This is a genomic window from Lelliottia nimipressuralis (assembly GCF_004402045.1).
GTDB lineage: Bacteria > Pseudomonadota > Gammaproteobacteria > Enterobacterales > Enterobacteriaceae > Enterobacter > Enterobacter chinensis.
On the sequence record NZ_SOMG01000030.1, the window covers coordinates 1,222,664 to 1,240,026 of the forward strand.

16 protein-coding genes, 3 tRNA genes and 2 pseudogenes are annotated in these 17,363 nt (G+C 52.0%); 13 read left to right on the forward strand and 8 right to left on the reverse strand.

The window, feature by feature from the left end:
- Positions 1 to 4: 4 nt before the first annotated feature.
- Positions 5 to 994: an arabinose ABC transporter substrate-binding protein AraF gene (araF, locus tag E3U32_RS23430; protein ID WP_134350710.1), complete on the reverse strand. Its 990-nt coding sequence runs from the start codon at positions 992 to 994 to the stop codon at positions 5 to 7.
- A 779-nt stretch (positions 995 to 1,773) separates the two neighbouring features.
- Between araF and E3U32_RS23435 the strand changes: the two genes are divergently transcribed.
- Positions 1,774 to 2,277: a non-heme ferritin-like protein gene (locus E3U32_RS23435; protein WP_134350711.1), complete on the forward strand. Its 504-nt coding sequence runs from the start codon at positions 1,774 to 1,776 to the stop codon at positions 2,275 to 2,277.
- 157 nt (positions 2,278 to 2,434) lie between these two features.
- A complete protein-coding gene (locus tag E3U32_RS23440) occupies positions 2,435 to 3,778 on the forward strand; it encodes an anaerobic C4-dicarboxylate transporter (RefSeq protein ID WP_134350712.1) in 1,344 nt (447 codons plus the stop codon).
- 42 nt (positions 3,779 to 3,820) lie between these two features.
- Here the strand turns inward: E3U32_RS23440 and E3U32_RS23445 are convergent, their stop codons facing one another.
- Together E3U32_RS23445 and azuC are read right to left on the reverse strand one after the other, a co-directional pair.
- Positions 3,821 to 4,072: a DUF2766 family protein gene (locus E3U32_RS23445; RefSeq protein ID WP_008500405.1), complete on the reverse strand. Its 252-nt coding sequence runs from the start codon at positions 4,070 to 4,072 to the stop codon at positions 3,821 to 3,823.
- Positions 4,073 to 4,182: 110 nt separating this feature from the next.
- Positions 4,183 to 4,266: a stress response protein AzuC gene (gene azuC / locus E3U32_RS23450; RefSeq protein ID WP_014884364.1), complete on the reverse strand. Its 84-nt coding sequence runs from the start codon at positions 4,264 to 4,266 to the stop codon at positions 4,183 to 4,185.
- Between the two features lie 234 nt (positions 4,267 to 4,500).
- Here azuC and yecR point away from each other — a divergent pair, with 234 nt between their 5' ends.
- From yecR to tyrP, 3 genes are all read left to right on the forward strand, one after another.
- Positions 4,501 to 4,839: a YecR family lipoprotein gene (yecR, locus tag E3U32_RS23455; RefSeq protein WP_047345964.1), complete on the forward strand. Its 339-nt coding sequence runs from the start codon at positions 4,501 to 4,503 to the stop codon at positions 4,837 to 4,839.
- 201 nt (positions 4,840 to 5,040) lie between these two features.
- Positions 5,041 to 5,538, forward strand: coding sequence for a non-heme ferritin (gene ftnA, locus E3U32_RS23460; RefSeq protein WP_134350714.1), 498 nt, complete (start codon positions 5,041 to 5,043; stop codon positions 5,536 to 5,538).
- 246 nt (positions 5,539 to 5,784) lie between these two features.
- Entirely contained in the window at positions 5,785 to 6,996 is a 1,212-nt protein-coding gene (gene tyrP / locus E3U32_RS23465; protein ID WP_208527924.1) for a tyrosine transporter TyrP, read from the forward strand.
- Positions 6,997 to 7,030: 34 nt separating this feature from the next.
- On the opposite strand, the gene E3U32_RS23470 is transcribed toward tyrP, so the two are convergent.
- Positions 7,031 to 7,699, reverse strand: a complete 669-nt coding sequence (locus E3U32_RS23470) for a YecA family protein (RefSeq protein ID WP_134350718.1) — start codon at positions 7,697 to 7,699, stop codon at positions 7,031 to 7,033.
- Positions 7,700 to 8,124: 425 nt separating this feature from the next.
- On the opposite strand from E3U32_RS23470, the gene E3U32_RS23475 reads away from it, so the two are divergent.
- The 8 genes and pseudogenes from E3U32_RS23475 to E3U32_RS23510 form a co-directional block, all read left to right on the forward strand.
- Complete coding sequence (locus tag E3U32_RS23475) at positions 8,125 to 9,246, forward strand: branched-chain amino acid ABC transporter substrate-binding protein (protein ID WP_023312277.1); 1,122 nt, start codon at positions 8,125 to 8,127, stop codon at positions 9,244 to 9,246.
- Between the two features lie 99 nt (positions 9,247 to 9,345).
- Positions 9,346 to 10,260: an ABC transporter permease subunit gene (locus E3U32_RS23480; protein ID WP_047345968.1), complete on the forward strand. Its 915-nt coding sequence runs from the start codon at positions 9,346 to 9,348 to the stop codon at positions 10,258 to 10,260.
- An 11-nt stretch (positions 10,261 to 10,271) separates the two neighbouring features.
- Positions 10,272 to 11,546, forward strand: coding sequence for a high-affinity branched-chain amino acid ABC transporter permease LivM (gene livM / locus E3U32_RS23485; protein WP_134350720.1), 1,275 nt, complete (start codon positions 10,272 to 10,274; stop codon positions 11,544 to 11,546).
- Positions 11,543 to 12,418: an ATP-binding cassette domain-containing protein gene (locus E3U32_RS23490; RefSeq protein WP_063431875.1), complete on the forward strand. Its 876-nt coding sequence runs from the start codon at positions 11,543 to 11,545 to the stop codon at positions 12,416 to 12,418. The genes livM and E3U32_RS23490 overlap by 4 nt, the downstream gene beginning before the upstream one ends.
- The gene (locus tag E3U32_RS23495; RefSeq protein ID WP_063431873.1) at positions 12,415 to 13,131 is read left to right on the forward strand and encodes an ABC transporter ATP-binding protein; all 717 of its coding nucleotides are present in this window, start codon (positions 12,415 to 12,417) and stop codon (positions 13,129 to 13,131) included. The genes E3U32_RS23490 and E3U32_RS23495 overlap by 4 nt, the downstream gene beginning before the upstream one ends.
- 155 nt (positions 13,132 to 13,286) lie before the next feature.
- Positions 13,287 to 13,769 (forward strand): Hcp family type VI secretion system effector, encoded by a 483-nt coding sequence (locus E3U32_RS23500; protein ID WP_063957584.1) that lies wholly within the window; start codon positions 13,287 to 13,289, stop codon positions 13,767 to 13,769.
- A complete protein-coding gene (locus tag E3U32_RS23505; protein ID WP_074170349.1) occupies positions 13,766 to 14,245 on the forward strand; it encodes a DUF2778 domain-containing protein in 480 nt (159 codons plus the stop codon). The genes E3U32_RS23500 and E3U32_RS23505 overlap by 4 nt, the downstream gene beginning before the upstream one ends.
- A 345-nt stretch (positions 14,246 to 14,590) precedes the next feature.
- Positions 14,591 to 15,077: pseudogene (locus E3U32_RS23510) on the forward strand (phage portal protein); the annotation flags it as partial.
- A gap of 98 nt (positions 15,078 to 15,175) precedes the next feature.
- Here the strand turns inward: E3U32_RS23510 and E3U32_RS23515 are convergent.
- From E3U32_RS23515 to E3U32_RS23530, 4 genes and pseudogenes are all read right to left on the reverse strand, one after another.
- Positions 15,176 to 16,270, reverse strand: a pseudogene (locus E3U32_RS23515) (replication endonuclease); the annotation flags it as partial.
- A gap of 649 nt (positions 16,271 to 16,919) precedes the next feature.
- A tRNA-Leu gene (locus tag E3U32_RS23520) sits at positions 16,920 to 17,006 on the reverse strand.
- Positions 17,007 to 17,017: 11 nt separating this feature from the next.
- A tRNA-Cys gene (locus tag E3U32_RS23525) sits at positions 17,018 to 17,091 on the reverse strand.
- Between the two features lie 46 nt (positions 17,092 to 17,137).
- Positions 17,138 to 17,213, reverse strand: a tRNA-Gly gene (locus tag E3U32_RS23530).
- Positions 17,214 to 17,363 lie beyond the last annotated feature (150 nt).

Here is a 17,363-nt window from a genome sequence, read left to right on the forward strand (position 1 = left end):
CGTATTACTTACCGCCCAGTCCTTTTTTCGCCAGCTCCTCTTTGAAGTTGTCGCGGGTAATCAGCACCACGTCGGTCACTTCGGTAAATTTCGGCGGCTCAGCCCCTTTGGTTACCCAGTTGTAGAGCATCTCGCTAGATTTGTAGCCGTGAACGTCCGGGCTTGGCAGCAGAGAGCCGTAGAAACCGGTAGCCTGCGCTTTGGACAGCTCGCTGACGGCGTCAACGCCGTTGATGCCAATCCCGATCACGTCAGCCGCTTTGAAGCCCTGGCCTTCCGTCGCGCGTACTCCGCCCAGCACGGTGTTGTCGTTCATGCCGACCACCAGCCAGTGTTTCACCTCCGGATGCTGAACCAGCATGGAGTTCGCGGCATCGAAAGCACCCGGGATATCGTTGGATTTGGTGGGGACTTTGTAGATCTGTTTTTCCGGGAAGCCGGCCGCTTTCAGCGCGTCCATTGAACCGGAAGTACGGCGGCGAGCCGTGTCCAGCTCATCCGCAGTGATGGCCATCACTGCGGTCTCTTTGACATCCCAGCCACGCTTTTGCATCTCTTTATAAAGTTCCTGACCCTGACGTTCGCCGATTTTGGTCGCCGCCATCATCACCAGCGGAACGCTGTCCATGGGCTTGCCTTTGGCGTTAACGAACTGATCGTCAACGGCAATGACTTTCATATCGTAACCGCGGGCTTTCGCCGCGATTGCCGAACCGAGCTTTGGATCCGGAGTACAGATAACGAAACCTTTCGCGCCGCTGGCTGCCAGGCTGTCAATGGCGTTCAGGGTTTTCTCACCGTCAGGCACGGCGATTTTAATCACTTCAAAACCTAAATCTTTCCCGGCTTTATCGGCGAATTTCCACTCAGTCTGGAACCAGGGTTCTTCGGGCTGTTTTACCAAAAAACCGAGTTTTAAATTCTCAGCGATAGCGGATTGTGACATAACGGCAGCCAGACCGATGGCCGCCAGCGCTTTAGTAAATTTGTGCATGGTAAACTCCAGCTTTAGCATTCTTTTCTGTAGGGAATATTTGCGTGCTTCTTATTTAATCGGACTTAAAACAAGGCATTAGCGCTTACCTCGTCATAAGCGTTATTGCTGGTGATAGTTTTAGCGGGAAATTAATCATCCATAAGAGAGCCCCATCACACCGCAGAATTACAGTAATTGCGTACATAAATTCAGCGGAAAATGACATAAAAAAGGCAGGATTTGTCGGACAAATGAAAGAGGGTTGAGCAGGATTATCCATAAGATTAGCTAAGATATCCCTGATGCCCGGCTACGCACGAAAGGACTCCCGATGTTAAAAAGGATGCAGCATGTTTTTCATCAAAAATGTACCACGCCCTGAAGATTCGTTATTCCGCAGAATTTGATTTAGCGCAATTTAATTAATGCATCATATATTCGAAATAATTAATCCGTATTTCTTGTTTTTACGGAGCATTACTCCAACTTAATATCCTCCAAAGAGTAACAGTATATCTCTTCATTAAAAAACATTAATTATCAATCAATTAATGTATAGTTATTCGATGGCGAGCTAATTGTATTTCTGTACTATATTAAAGTTTGTAATGTATGGTAAATACAGCCCAATTAAGAGTTTTCTTAGACCACAGACAAGGGTATGCTTATTTATATCGAACACAGGAAGTGAATTTCGGTCGCTGCAGAATGCTTATTTCTGCTCTTTTTCTTCGTATTTGCCTGACGCTCAGGTTAAGCAACGGACATCACGTCCCACAGTCAATAAGGATATGAGTATGGCTACCCAAACGATGATGCAAAAACTTAATGCGCAGATGAACCTTGAGTTCTACGCCTCGAATCTGCACCTTCACTTAAGTGCCTGGTGTTCCGAGAAAAGTCTCACGGGGTCTGCCACATTCTTTCGCTCTCAGGCGCAAAGTAACGTCACCCATATGATGCGCGTCTTTAACTTCCTTAAAGCCGCAGGGGCAAATCCTGTCGTTAAAGCCCTTGATGGAATTAATGAAGACTACTCCTCACTGGAAGAACTGTTCCAGAAAACGCTCGAAGAATATGAACAACGCTGCAGCACGCTCAGCAAACTGGCCGATGAAGCCAGAGCGCAGCAGGACATTACCACACTCACGTTCTTACATGACATGGACAAAGAGCAGCAGCAGGACGGCATGCTGCTGAAGACGCTGGCGGATGAAATCCATAATGCGCAGCAGGCAGGTTTATGCCCTGAGCAAACCGATCGTAATCTGCTCGACATCGTGGCCGTGCAGCATCACTGAGTCTTTTGACCTGCTTCCGTTCCGGGGGCAGGTTCCCCTTCTTAGCTCCAACCTTCTGCTTTTGCTGAAATTTAACAAATCAGATCTTGCTCCCAATGATTAACCACACAACGTGTAATGATTTATTTAATTACATAATCATTGTCGAGGGAGCATCATGATCACCATTGAATTTGTTGTCATTCTCCTCTGCCTGCTGACGGGTACACGTTTCGGTGGGATGGGGCTTGGGTTAATAAGCGGTATTGGCCTTTTTATTTTGTGTTTTGTTTTTGGTCTGCAGCCGGGCAAGCCGCCGGTTGACGTCATGTTGACCATTCTCGCGGTGATTGGTTGCGCGGCTACCCTTCAGACTGCGGGCGGCCTCAACGTCATGATGCAGTTTGCCGAACGTCTTCTGCGCAAACACCCGCAACACATCACCCTGCTCGCCCCTTTTACCACCTGGATGCTGACCTTTCTGTGCGGGACCGGGCACGTGGTGTACACCATGTTCCCCATCATTGCGGACATCGCCCTGAAAAAAGGGATCCGCCCGGAACGCCCAATGGCCGTGGCATCGGTGGCATCGCAGATGGCGATTACGGCATCCCCCGTTTCCGTCGCCGTCGTATCGCTGATCTCCATCCTGGCGGCACAGCATGGGATCGGTCACGTATGGGGGATCCTGGAAATACTCGCCGTGTCGGTTCCCGCTTCACTTTTCGGCGTGGCCATTGCAGCCCTGTGGAGCTTACGCCGCGGGAAAGACCTGGCTGACGACGCGGAATTTCAGGAAAAACTGAAAGATCCTAAACAGCGCGAGTTTATCTATGGCGGAACGGAGACGTTAATGAACCAACGTTTCCCAAAACAGGCCTACTGGTCCACGTGGATTTTCTTTGCCGGGATTGCCGTGGTCGTTCTGCTGGGGGCATTTCCTGAACTGCGTCCCGCCTTTGAACTGAAAGGCAAAATGACGGCGCTGTCGATGAATCTTGTCATCCAGATGATGATGTTGATTGCGGGCGCCGTGATGCTGATGGCCTGCAAAGTGAATGCGTCCGCGATCTCTAACGGCGCGGTGTTCAAGGCAGGTATGGTCGCGATCTTCTCGGTGTTCGGCGTAGCGTGGATGAGCGATACCTTCTTCCAGGCGCATCTCGACGAGCTAAAACTGGCGCTGGAAGGCGTGGTGAAAAGCCACCCGTGGACCTATGCGATTGTGCTGTTTCTGGTGTCAAAACTGGTGAACAGCCAGGCGGCTGCGCTGACGGCCGTTGCGCCTATGGGCCTTATGTTGGGTATCGATCCGAAAATGCTGATCGCCTTTTTCCCGGCCTCATACGGCTATTTTGTCCTGCCAACCTATCCAAGCGATTTGGCCTGCATCGGCTTCGACCGTTCAGGCACCACCCGCATCGGCAAATTTATCATCAACCACAGCTTCATTCTTCCAGGGCTGATTGGGGTAAGCTGCGCGTGCGCGGCGAGCTACCTGCTGGTCCAGACATTCTTTTAGCGGCATCAAAGGGCGACACATACCGTCGCCCATTTCCCCGCTTTAGTGGGACTCACCCTGCGGCGTGAATCGCAGCTCAATCAGCGCGATGGCTTTCTGGATCGCACGAAGCGTAACCGGGTCAGCGGCAGCAGGATGGCTGGCGAAATCGATGTTTTTCAGCTGCGTAGACATCTTCTCGCGCACTTCAACCGGCGCAATCACGTCCAGAACATCAAGGATTTGTTTGATAACCAGCTGGCATGCGACAACGTCAGACACCAGCTCCTGATCGGCGCTCAGGTTTTGTGACATGGGGGCTTTCTCCTTATTTAAAGGCCGCCATAGTAGCAAAATGCAGCCCCTTTCATCTCCCCTTCGTCGTCGGCAGAGACAAAAAAACCTGCCGAAGCAGGTTTTTTTTGTCAGAACATGGCGCCCGGCGGCACGTCTTTGAACGTGCGGCAGTAATTGGCCCACATGCTTTTCAGGATTTTGCGCAGTTTCACGATGAGGCTCCATTAACTTGTTATACAACTTTATTGTCAACGTGCCTATAATATGACCATCATCACAAAAATCAATATTTTTGTGATATACATCACAATTTTCTCAGGGTGTGGCCTGATAGCGTTCATCTCTGACCCGTTGCAAAGAGTGAGGGCAGATTGCCCGGCTATTCCAGGCATTGCAGTGGGCATCTGCGGGTACGATAACGTATTTCCATCCACTCAGAGCGAACCATGAAAAGAGTCATTGTAGCCGGCACGCTCCTGCTGCTCGCAGGATGCAGTATTAACCGCCAGGCTGAAGTCAGTAGCCTCGACGCGCCTAACGGCATCGTCCGCCTCGACTACGGCCAGGCAGTACTGCAAAATGCGTATTCCGATGAGTATGTGAATAACGGCACGGCGGCAAAAGCGTGTCAGAGCATGGGGTACGCCACCGCATCAGCCTATGGTCAGCCCATCAAAACCTGTACCCTGACCAGCGGCGCGTTGTGTCTGAACGAGAGCGTAACTATCCAGTATAAATGTATGGGGTATGCCGTTAACCCTAAGTCAAATAATCCGTGGTATTGATCAAGGCTGCCAGCGTTTGCTGGCGGTTTATTTATTACGAACAAAAACAATTCTCAATAATAAATATAAATATCGCCAATGCGTTTTATTCCCATTCGTATTTTAAATAAAGAAATAAAAATTTTACGTTTTGCAAATAATTAAATAACAAATTATAGTGTCGCTCATTGTGAACCAGAAATAATAACCCGGAGCGCCACCATGCTGAAATCTGAAATGATCGACAAGCTCAACGCACAAATGAACCTTGAGCTTTTTTCGTCTCTCCTCTACCAGCAGATGAGCGCCTGGTGCAGCTACCACAGCTTCGAAGGCGCAGCCGCGTTTCTGCGTCGTCACGCTCAGGAAGAGATGACCCACATGCAACGTCTGTTTGATTATCTGACAGATACGGGCAGCCTGCCGCGCATTGAAACCGTGACATCCCCTTTTGCTGAATATAATTCTCTCGACGAACTGTTCCGTGCCACCTACGAGCACGAGCAGCTGATCACGCAGAAAATTAACGAACTGGTTCATGCCGCTATGACCAGCCAGGATTATCCAACCTTTAATTTCCTGCAGTGGTATGTTGCTGAACAGCACGAAGAAGAGAAGCTGTTTAAATCTGTTCTGGATAAATTAGCTCTGGCGGGTAAATCAGGCGAAGGTCTTTACTTTATTGATAAAGAACTTTCCACTCTTGATACGCAGAATTAATCTCAATGCGGTGCTGGTTTCCGGCACCGCGTTAATTTCTCTTTCCCTCCGCATCAAAACACGCATTTTATTCCCTGTATGCCTTGTTTACGTCATACCTGAACGTCGCCCCACGTCGGATTGTCGGCAGCGCAATACGTAAACCTTTCATTACACCCCTTGTAACGGTGGTTTGACGAATTATCGCTTTTGCCTTACTCTGCGCCGCAGATTTTGCCGCGATTAAGAGCTGTTGTAGAGGAAAGCGTGAAAAACAGAACCCTGGGAAGTATTTTTATCGTCGCCGGAACGACAATTGGCGCAGGAATGCTGGCAATGCCCCTGGCCGCCGCAGGCGTGGGATTTGGCATGACCCTGCTGCTGCTGGGTACGCTCTGGGCATTGATGTGTTACACCGCCCTGCTGCTGCTTGAGGTTTATCAGCATGTGCCCGCCGACACCGGTCTGGGTTCACTTGCGTCGCGCTACCTGGGACGTTACGGCCAGTGGATCACCGGCTTTAGCATGATGTTCCTGATGTACGCCCTGACCGCCGCCTATATCAGCGGCGCCGGAGAATTGATCGCCTCCAGCGTTAATGACTGGTTCGGCTCAGACATTACCCCTGCAACGGGGGCTATCTTCTTTGCGCTCATCGGCGGCGGTGTGGTCTGCGTGGGGACGTCGCTGGTCGATCTGTTTAACCGTTTTCTGTTTAGCGCCAAAATTCTGTTCCTGATAGTCATGCTGGTCCTGCTGGCACCGCATGTTCACAAGGTCAATCTGCTGACCCTGCCGCTGGAAAAAGGTCTGGCGCTTTCCGCGATCCCGGTCATCTTCACCTCGTTTGGCTTCCACGGCAGCGTGCCGAGCATCGTTAGCTATATGAACGGCGATATTCGCAAGCTGCGCCGCGTCTTTGTCATCGGCAGCGCGATCCCGCTGATCGCCTATATTTTCTGGCAACTGGTGACCCTGGGCAGCATTGATTCCTCAACCTTTATTGGGCTGATGGCACAGCACGCTGGTCTGAACGGTTTTCTGCTGGCACTGCGCGAGGTCGTCACCTCCCCGCACGTTGAGCTGGCGGTACACCTGTTTGCCGACCTGGCGCTGGCGACCTCGTTCCTGGGTGTGGCCCTTGGCCTGTTCGATTACCTGGCCGACCTGTTCCAGCGTCGCAATACCGCCGCAGGGCGTTTACAGACCGGGGCAATCACCTTTCTGCCGCCGCTGGCATTCGCGCTGTTTTATCCACGCGGGTTTGTGATGGCGCTGGGATACGCAGGAGTGGCGCTGTCGGTCCTTGCCCTGCTCCTCCCTTCCCTGCTGGCATGGAAGAGCCGCCAGCAGCATCCGCAGCAGGGGTACCGCGTGGCAGGGGGAAAACCGCTGCTGTGTGTTGTGTTTGCCTGTGGGGTGGTGATTATTCTGGTGCAGGCGTTGATTGCAGCGGGAATGCTGCCGGAAGTGGGTTAAATAAAAAAGGGGCTATCATCAGCCCCTTTTTTTATCAGTGCAAACAGCAGCTCTTAAACTTCTTCCCGCTGCCGCAAGGACACGGATCGTTACGCCCAACTTTCGTGCCATTCACCGTCGGTTTCTTCACTTCCGGCTGCTGCGGGTTGTTAACCCAGTAGTTATACAAGCGCAGCGCCGCAGGCTGAATACGCTCAATGCTGTCTTTATAGTCTTCTTCGGTCAGCGCATCCAGCTGGTCGCTGTTCTCTTCCGTACCGTGAAGCGCAATCACATCGAGATCGGCCTTCAGTTCTTCCGGCAAGGCTGACCAGTCCGTCAGCGCCGCGCCGCGCATGTAGCCGTAGCACCACTCTTCCACAACGGTATAGCTCTCACCGTCCACGTCGTTGTACCCAAACATCGGTTCAAACTGATCCGGATATTCGCTCAGGCGCTCTGCAATATCGTTCATATGCTTAAAGCAGAGATCGATAAAACGGTTCATCTCACGATCGTTTTTCCAGCGTGGAATGTATTTTTCACCACCCCACACCGCCACCAGCCAGGCATCTGGCTCAACGACAACAGGGCCGGAAAGCACTGCGGTGAACATGCCGTCCAGTTCGGACACGTCAATCACGGACGCATCATCATGACCGTAAGACATTAACGTCTCTTCAAGCCACGCCATTTCGCTTTCATTTAATGGGCCTTCAGTCATCGCTGACACTCCTGATAAAAAGGAAACGATCCTAACACATATCTCACGCCTCTCCGGGCTGAAGTTTAGGTCTTTATTGCTGCAAAAACGTGCAAATCGTGACCTTTGCACAACTTATGGGCTTTATTGTTAACGATATGTGATCTCCGCTGTAATTTCTTCTCCTCCCGCAGGGCGGCATAACGCGGCGCTCTATACTCAAACAGGTCACAAGCCCGTCAATGGGTTAACCATTCTGGCAACGTTTTTGCTTACTGTTCTTCGCGCGATGCTGCGCAGGGAAACCTCGCCGTAATATGCAGGATGCCGTCTGTATCTTGTTCGTTTAGTGCATTTTGTTCTTGTTCGTGTTTTGGATTGGCTGCGCCGTCGGGCGTTTGGGTTTACGCCGTGGTGCAAAAACCTCTTTGCTAAGGAACATAATAATGTCGCTGAAATTTATCAGAACTCCTCTTTCTCTCGTGTTGGCCGGCTGCCTGGTGACGGCGTTTTCCGCCAGGGCAGATATTGTGATTGGTGTGGCCGGGCCGTTCACGGGTCCTAATGCCACCTATGGCGATCAGTACTGGCACGGCGCAACGCAGGCCGCTGAAGACATTAACGCCGCGGGCGGCATTAACGGTGAGAAGATCAAACTGGTTCAGGGAGATGACGCCTGCGAGCCTAAGCAGGCCGTGGCCGTCGCCAACCGTTTAGTTGACCAGGATAAAGTCAACGCCGTGGTCGGCCATTTCTGCTCCTCTTCCACAATGCCCGCCTCCGAGGTTTACAGCGATGCGGGGATCATCGCTATTACCCCCGGCTCGACCAACCCGCTGATTACCGAACGCGGCATGAGCGACATGTTCCGCATGTGCGGCCGCGATGACCAGCAGGGCCAGGTTGCCAGCGACTTCATCATCGACAAACTGAAAGCCAAACGCGTGGTGATCATTCACGATAAAGACACCTATGGTCAGGGTCTGGCTGACGCCACCAAAGCGGCGCTGGCAAAACGCGGGGTTCAGGATGTGATGTACGAGGGGCTATCGCGCGGTGAAAAAGACTTTAACGCGCTGGTCACTAAAATTGGCGCACAAAAACCGGACGTGGTGTTCTTCGGCGGGTGTCATCCGGAAGCTGGCCCGCTGGTTCGCCAGATGCGTGAACAGGGCGTACAGGCGAAATTCTTCTCCGGTGACTGTATCGTCAACGAAGAGATGGTAACCGCGGCAGGCGGCCCGCAGTACACCAATGGTATTTACATGACCTTCGGTAAAGATCCGCGCCTGATCCCGGACGGTAAAGCGGTTATCGAGAAATTCCGCGCCGGTAAATTCGAGCCGGAAGGTTACACCCTTTATTCTTATGCTTCCGTACAGGCGATTGCAGCGGCCTTCAAGGCCACCGGCGGCAAGGACTCAGCCAAAGCCAGCGAGTGGCTGAAAGCTAACTCCGTCGACACGGTGATGGGCAAAAAAGCCTGGGACAGCAAAGGCGACCTGAAAGTCTCTGACTATGTGGTTTACCAGTGGGACGACAAAGGAAAATATAAGGAAGTACAGTAACGGGACGGAGTCACGCTCAACGTCGGCGGGCCTGCCTGCCGGCGCGTAATAAACATCAGGCTGCGCGGCTCGCGCAGCCTATAAAACGAGCGCGCTAAAATGAGTACATTCTTCCTGCAACAGTTAATCAATGGCTTAACGCTGGGCTCCGTCTACGGCTTAATCGCCATCGGCTACACCATGGTGTACGGCATTATCGGCATGATTAATTTCGCCCACGGCGAAGTGTATATGATTTCCGCCTATCTCTGCGCCATTGGCCTGGCGCTGCTGTCATTCTTCGGCCTGCAGTCGTTCCCGCTGTTGATCCTTGGGACGCTGGTTTTCACCATTGTGGTGACTGGCGTATACGGCTGGACTATCGAGCGTATTGCCTACAAGCCGCTACGAAACTCCACGCGCCTCGCTCCACTTATCTCCGCCATCGGGATGTCGCTTATCCTGCAAAACTACGCGCAGCTGAGCCAGGGCCCCCGCCAGCAAGGGGTGCCAACCATGCTGGACGGCGTTATTCGTCTGCATCTGGGCGATGGGTTCGTTCAGATAACCTACACCAAAGTGTTTATTCTGCTCGCCTCGTTTGCCGGCATGCTGGTGCTCACCTGGATAATCAACCATACCCGTCTTGGGCGGATGTGCCGTGCGGTGCAGCAGGATCGAAAAATGGCCTCCATTCTGGGCATTAATACCGACCGGATCATTTCGCTGGTCTTTGTCATCGGCGCAGCGATGGCCGGCCTGGCGGGCGTGCTGATCACCATGAATTACGGCACCTTTGATTTCTACGTCGGGTTTGTGATTGGGATTAAAGCCTTTACGGCAGCGGTACTGGGGGGCATCGGTTCCTTGCCCGGCGCGATGCTCGGCGGCCTTATTTTGGGCGTGGCGGAAGCGCAGTTCTCAGGCATGGTGAACTCGGACTATAAAGATGTCTTCTCGTTTGGGCTGCTGGTCATGATCCTGATTTTCCGTCCCCAGGGGCTGCTTGGGCGCCCGATTGTGGCCAAAGTGTGAGGGAGAACGACATGGTATCGCACGCTTTTTCGCTTAAACGCTGCATTCTGGACGCGATTTTTTCGGGGCTGATTGCGCTAATTATCTTCGGCCCCATTGCAGGCGTGGTGCTGGACGGGTACAGCTTTAACTTCGCCGGGCAGCGCCTGGCCTGGATGGTCGGCATTGTGATGCTGGGGCGTTTTCTGCTGAGCGCTTTCTTAGGTACCCCTGCCGGTGCCCGTTTCCAGGCGCGCTTCGAAGCCGATAGCGCAGGCGTGTATGTCCGGCCACCGGAATACAAAAGCCGCATGCGCTGGATTATTCCCCTGGTGATTACCCTCGCGATTTGCTTCCCGTTTGTCGCCACCAAATATGTGCTGACCGTCGCCATCCTCGGGCTGATCTACGTGCTTCTTGGCCTGGGGCTGAACATCGTCGTGGGCCTGGCCGGTCTGCTGGACCTGGGATATGTCGCTTTCTACGCGATTGGCGCTTACGGCCTGGCGCTGGGGTATCAGTATCTCGGGTTAGGCTTCTGGAGCATGCTCCCGCTGGCGGCAATCATGGCGGCCGCCGCCGGTGCCCTGCTCGGTTTCCCGGTGCTGCGCATGCACGGTGACTATCTGGCCATCGTCACCCTCGGCTTCGGGGAGATCATTCGCCTGATACTGAACAACTGGCTGACGTTCACCGGCGGGCCTAACGGCGTGTCGGCCCCTCCCCCGACCTTTTTCGGTCTGGAATTTGGTCGGCGTGCGAAAGAAGGAGGCGTGCCCTTCCACGAGTTCTTCCACCTGACCTACAACCCGAATATGAAATTTATTTTTATCTACACGGTGCTGTTTCTGGTGGTGATGCTGGTGCTCTATATCAAGCACCGCCTAACGCGAATGCCGATTGGGCGGGCGTGGGAAGCCCTGCGTGAAGACGAAATTGCCTGTCGCTCAATGGGGCTGAATCATGTTCTGGTCAAACTGTCGGCCTTTACGCTGGGCGCGTCGACCGCGGGCATTGCCGGAGTTTTCTTCGCGACCTACCAGGGGTTCGTGAACCCGACCTCATTCACGTTCTTTGAATCCGCGCTGATCCTCGCCATCGTCGTGCTGGGCGGCATGGGCTCGACGCTGGGCGTGGTGCTGGCCGCCTTTGTGCTCACGGTCACGCCAGAACTGCTGCGCAGTTTTGCAGAGTACCGCGTCCTGCTGTTTGGCATGCTCATGGTAGTGATGATGATCTGGCGTCCACGCGGTTTGATCCGCATTAATCGCAGCGGGTTTGCCGTGCGTAAGGGCGTCGCACCATGAACGAAACGATATTACGCGTTGAACACCTGATGATGCACTTCGGTGGAATTAAAGCGTTGAACGACGTCAACCTGGACGTTCAGCGCGGGTCAATCACTGCCCTTATTGGACCCAACGGGGCGGGGAAAACCACCGTGTTTAACTGCCTGACGGGCTTCTACAGAGCCTCCGGCGGCAACATTTTATTTAATACCCGCAATAAAACGACCAACGTCATTCAGGTACTCGGACAAAAATTCCAGCCAGGCGACTGGATCCATCCCGCGCAGCTCGGGCAGCGTCTTTTCTACAAAATGTTTGGCGGAACGCACCTGGTCAACCGCGCAGGACTGGCGCGCACGTTTCAAAATATCCGCCTTTTTCGCGAGATGTCAGTCGTGGAAAATCTGCTGGTCGCACAACATATGCGTGTAAACCGCAATCTGCTCGCCGGGATCTTAAATACGCCGGCATACCGTCGGGCGGAAAGCGACGCCCTGGACCGGGCCTTCTACTGGCTGGAAGTGGTGGATCTGGTGGAGTGCGCCAATCGCCTGGCGGGAGAGATGTCGTACGGCCAGCAACGGCGTCTGGAAATTGCGCGAGCAATGTGTACCGGGCCGGAAATGATCTGTCTGGATGAACCCGCCGCCGGGCTGAATCCGGTTGAAACGCATAAGTTGAGCAGCATTATTCGTTTTCTGCGGGATCGCCATGACATCACGGTATTACTGATTGAGCACGATATGGGGATGGTGATGGAGATTTCAGACGACATTATCGTGCTCGACCACGGCGATGTCATTGCCAGGGGAAAACCCGAGCAGATCCAGCATGATGAAAAGGTCATTGCCGCCTACCTGGGCACTGATGAAAGCGAGGTCACCCTATGAGCGAACCGCTGCTGGCATTTCGCGAAGTGGATGTGTTCTACGGCGTCATTCAGGCGCTGAAACAGGTTTCGCTGGAGGTCAATAAAGGTGAAACCGTGGCGCTGATTGGCGCAAACGGCGCAGGTAAATCGACTCTGCTGATGTCCATCTTTGGCCAGCCCCGTATCCGCAACGGGCAGATCCTTTTCAGTGGTGAAGATATCAGCCATAAATCCACCCACTATGTCGCCTCCGGCGGCATTGCGCAGGCACCCGAGGGGCGACGAATCTTTCCCGATATGACCGTTGAAGAGAACCTGCTGATGGGCACCATCCCCATCGGCAGCCAGTTTGCCGCTGACGATATGCAAACCATGTTTGACCTCTTTCCCCGTCTTAAAGAGCGGCGTAAACAGCGCGCAATGACCATGTCCGGCGGGGAACAGCAGATGTTAGCTATCGCCCGGGCACTGATGAGCCGTCCGAAGCTGCTGCTGCTGGATGAACCGAGCCTGGGCTTAGCGCCGATAGTGGTGAAACAGATCTTCCAGACGCTGCGCGAGCTGGCCCGCAACGGGATGACGATTTTTCTGGTGGAGCAGAATGCGCATCACGCGTTGAAGCTGTCTGACCGCGGGTACGTGATGGTTAACGGACAGATCCGGCTGAGCGGCAGCGGTGAGGAACTGCTGGGCAACCAGGAGGTGAGGAAGGCTTATTTGGGTGGGGTGTGATTTGATACGAAAGGAACCATTAAAAATATTTTCATATAAATAACAATGAGATATTCACCAAAGGTATAGCACGCAATGCCTTGAGAAGGTCTGAGTTTGTTGATTTATTAGTCTCTGATAATCACGTCAAACTCACTGAAAAAGGAGCGTTCAGAATGGCTATACCCGCATACCTTTGGCTTAAAGATGACGGTGGCGCAAACATCAAAGGGTCTGTCGATGTTCAATACCGTGAAGGTAGTATTGAAGTTCTTGGATTTGGGCATGGTTTACATCTTCCGACTGATAGCGCAACCGGCAAAATTACAGGTACACGAGTTCACTCCGCATTACATTTTGAAAAAGAATTCGATTCATCAAGCCCCTATCTTTATAAAGCAGTGGCGCACGGACAAACGTTACAATCAGCGGAATTTAAGTGGTACAGGATTAACGACGCTGGGCAGGAAGTTGAATACTTCAATATGTATCTTGAAGGGGTAAAGGTGGTTTCTGTATGCCCCGTCATGCACGATGTGAAAGATCCTACGACTGAAAAGCACAACCATATTGAAAGCATATCTTTGCGTTATGAACGCATAACCTGGAAGCACTGCGACGGAAATATCATATTTACTGATTCGTGGGCAGACAGATGATTCGTTGCTATTTTCATATCAATAACGGGCAACTTTCTTCATTAAGTTGTCCTGGGGTGGGTTTCTTTGCTGCCTACTCAGGCAATAAAGGGAAGCACAGGAACAACCCAGACTCGATCGCAATATCCAAAAGGGGCCCCCTTCCTCCGGGAAAGTACTACATCGTCGCCCGTTCGCGCGGCGGATGGAAAACCAGACTGAATGATTTCTATAAATCCCTGGAAAGTGGTTCAGATCGCAAGTTGTGGTTTGCCCTGTTTCGTGAAGATGATCGGATTGATGATACCTCCTTTATTGGAGATGTTGAGCGCGGAGCATTTCGCCTACATCCCGCAGGCCATAATGGAAACAGCGATGGATGTATTTCAATTGTTTCGTTGTCAGACTACATGATCCTCTGGAGGGCGCTAGTTAAATCCCCACCAGTTATGATCACCGCCCAACTGAAGGCTTTCGGGACGATACAGGTATATTGATGAAACCTCTTTCACGGGTGCTTGTCTGGTTCGCAGAACTCGCAACCCTTTTCATATCTTATTCCGTGCTTTGTTTCTTTTTGCCGGACCTGGAAATATACGATTGGTATGTAAAAAGATATGGCTATGTTTTGGAGGAAGATTTTCTTGATTACTACACGCTGATTCTATTTACCGTTTCGATTATGTTAACGACCATATTGATATGGATAGCAGCGATAGTGCATCAAAACGTTCGGAAAAAACACGTTTAACACCAGACTCAAAAACCATGTTATAGCGATTGTGAGAGAAAAAGGTAAAAGGTCTTCTGGGCTTGCTCAGAAGACTTTTGTGTCAAAGAGAATACTGTCGGCTGATTTGGCCCATTCTGCGAAAGCTCTACTAAGACAACGGCTCACATGCTGGCTGCATCGTCTACGTTAACAGCGTGATGACCAACCAGGAGAGCCTTGATGAGCTCAAAAAGTCGCTGGCTGATACCCGGCGCGGCGGTGCGTTTAAGAACATTCTTCTGCACGCACCTAACGGCGGCAAAGACTCCGTGAAAATCCTATCATTCAGCCAGATATCGGCTAAGGATTAATTTGTAGGATGGGAGTCTTCCTCTTCCTCTCGCAATGACATGCTTGCAGCACACCGGGTGCCACCGAAATTGATGGGCGCCATTCCGGAAGGAGACGGTTCATTCAGTGATATTGAGAAAGTGACTCGCGTGTTCGCCGTCAATGAGCTGACACCCTGCATGGAAGCCATGAAGCATGTTAACGACTGGCTGGGTGAGGAGGTGATTCGCTTCAACCCTTACGCATTGCTTGAATCCACGAAGTGATCTCCTGGCCGCATCGTCATTTCTGGCGGTGTGGTACCACCCGCAGCACCATCATTTCCGGCCATATCGGCCACTCACGAAACACAAATAAATCCCCCCTACCAGACGCAGCCAACGGGCAACTTCTTACGCCAGCGCTGCTCCGTCTCTTCAGGGGTCAGATTCATATCTGTCGCGGCGACTACTGTTGGCCCCCACGTCAACGCACTTTCATCCTCAACAGATGCGCGCATGGCTCGCACGGTACGTTCGAAGGTTTGATCTGAGCTTTCACGACCGTAATTTTTAAGTCGGCTAGTGATTTCTTGTCGTTGTTGACGTGAATATCGTCGCAACTCTTCGATATTCAGCGGAAGTTCTGTCACCGGACTTACTTGGGTAGAATTACTGGCATTCATCGCTGATTTTAACGTTGTAGCACCAGCTGGCACAGATACTTTTGACGGTTGTTTTTCGACCGCGCCTGAACGATTCGTACAGTTATTGACAGAACACCAAGGGGCCGCTGCGCGGCTTTCTAAGGTCAAAATCTCGACCGGCGACGGCTTACGCTTCGGCACAATCTTGTAATCGGTGGTGCGAGTGAAAATGACTGATTCGCTGCCCGTATATGGGTAATAAACGCCAGTAATTTTGGCGACCGTATCACCATAATCATTGCCGTTTTCAGTGAATTCATAGTTTAGGCGAACGCGCAGGCAATCGCGCGCGACAAACGGTCCGCCCTGAGCGTTGGTATATCCCGGCCAGTCTGGTGCATCGGCTGCGGCACGTACCGCTTCCAGCTCCGGATGCAATACCAGCTCACGGTTACCTAACCGGCGCAACTCCCTCCAGGTGGTCACCGGCGCGCCGCCAATCTGCTGAAACTGGCGGATATTCCAGCGTGAAGCCCAGGCGCGTACGCGCTTTGCCATATCCATGACTGGCTGGCCTGACTCAAGATCACGCTCACCATCCATGCCGTAGCCGTCGATATTTTTGGAGATATATTTAGCGATGTAGCCCGTCGCCGAACCAAATTGCTCGTCAATTGGCTTAACGGTAAAGCGGTGGTCCTGTGCTCCCGGCTCCTGCCCGTCTTCTCTCATGGCATGCTTACGGAAAATGGCTGTTGCATACTCCACTTCCTCATGACGGAGGAAAAGCAACAGGTGCCAGTGAGGGGTTCCATCGTGATGAGGCTCGGCAACGCTCAAAGCTTCGTCAGCGGCCAATTCTACATCGTAATAGCGCCCCCCGGGAGCATAATATTGCGAATAGCTGCTTTGCTCGCTATAGCCCCGTATTTATAGAGCGATGAAACTTCAAACCTGATGTCTGTATCAAACTCATGCATAAACTCATTTTTCATAAGGTTAGCAAGCTTATACGCCAGTCTTTTCAGGCGTTTTTTTTCCGTCCACGGCAACATGGGAAAGTAGTTACGCAGCTAGAGAAGGTGCTGGGGCGCATATCTTTGGGGAAGGCATTACACGCTAATCCATTCGACTCGAAGTAAAATGTTCGTGCTGCTGGCTATCTCATCAGCGATAATGAGAATTGAGTGGGTGCCATTGTGAACATACTTAACGCCTAAAAGTAAATGTCACTAAGGGCGAGGAAACAGGTGATTGTCGATCGCGTCTCCAGTAATTGTAACTGGCCGGGGAAATCAGCAGTAAGAAGAAAAAGGTCCTGATAAACAGATTTTGATTCAGCAAAGCAAAACTATAGAAAGCCAGATTACAGCATGGGCAGCATGCCAATCAAATTGTATGAAGGCAAACAATAGGCACAAAAAAACCACCTTTCGGTGGTTTCACGACACTGCTTATTGCTTTGATTATTCTTTGTTTCCCATGGTAGCCGGAGTGGGACTTGAACCCACACAGCGCGAACGCCGAGGGATTTTAAATCCCTTGTGTCTACCGATTCCACCATCCGGCCAGGGAAGAAAGTGGAGGCGCGTTCCGGAGTCGAACCGGACTAGACGGATTTGCAATCCGCTACATAACCGCTTTGCTAACGCGCCGCTAAATCTTTAAAACTGACACCCGCCATTGCGCATGTCTTTAATCTGGAGCGGGAAACGAGACTCGAACTCGCGACCCCGACCTTGGCAAGGTCGTGCTCTACCAACTGAGCTATTCCCGCATGTCATCAAGTTAACTTCTAACCACTTGATTTCATTATCGTCCGGCTTGCTGTGCCGCCGTTCGATGCGTTGCATTCTACTGATATGACGTTATGAGTCAACGTTATTTTTTACATCCCCGGATCGTTTGCTGAAAATTACGGCGAAAC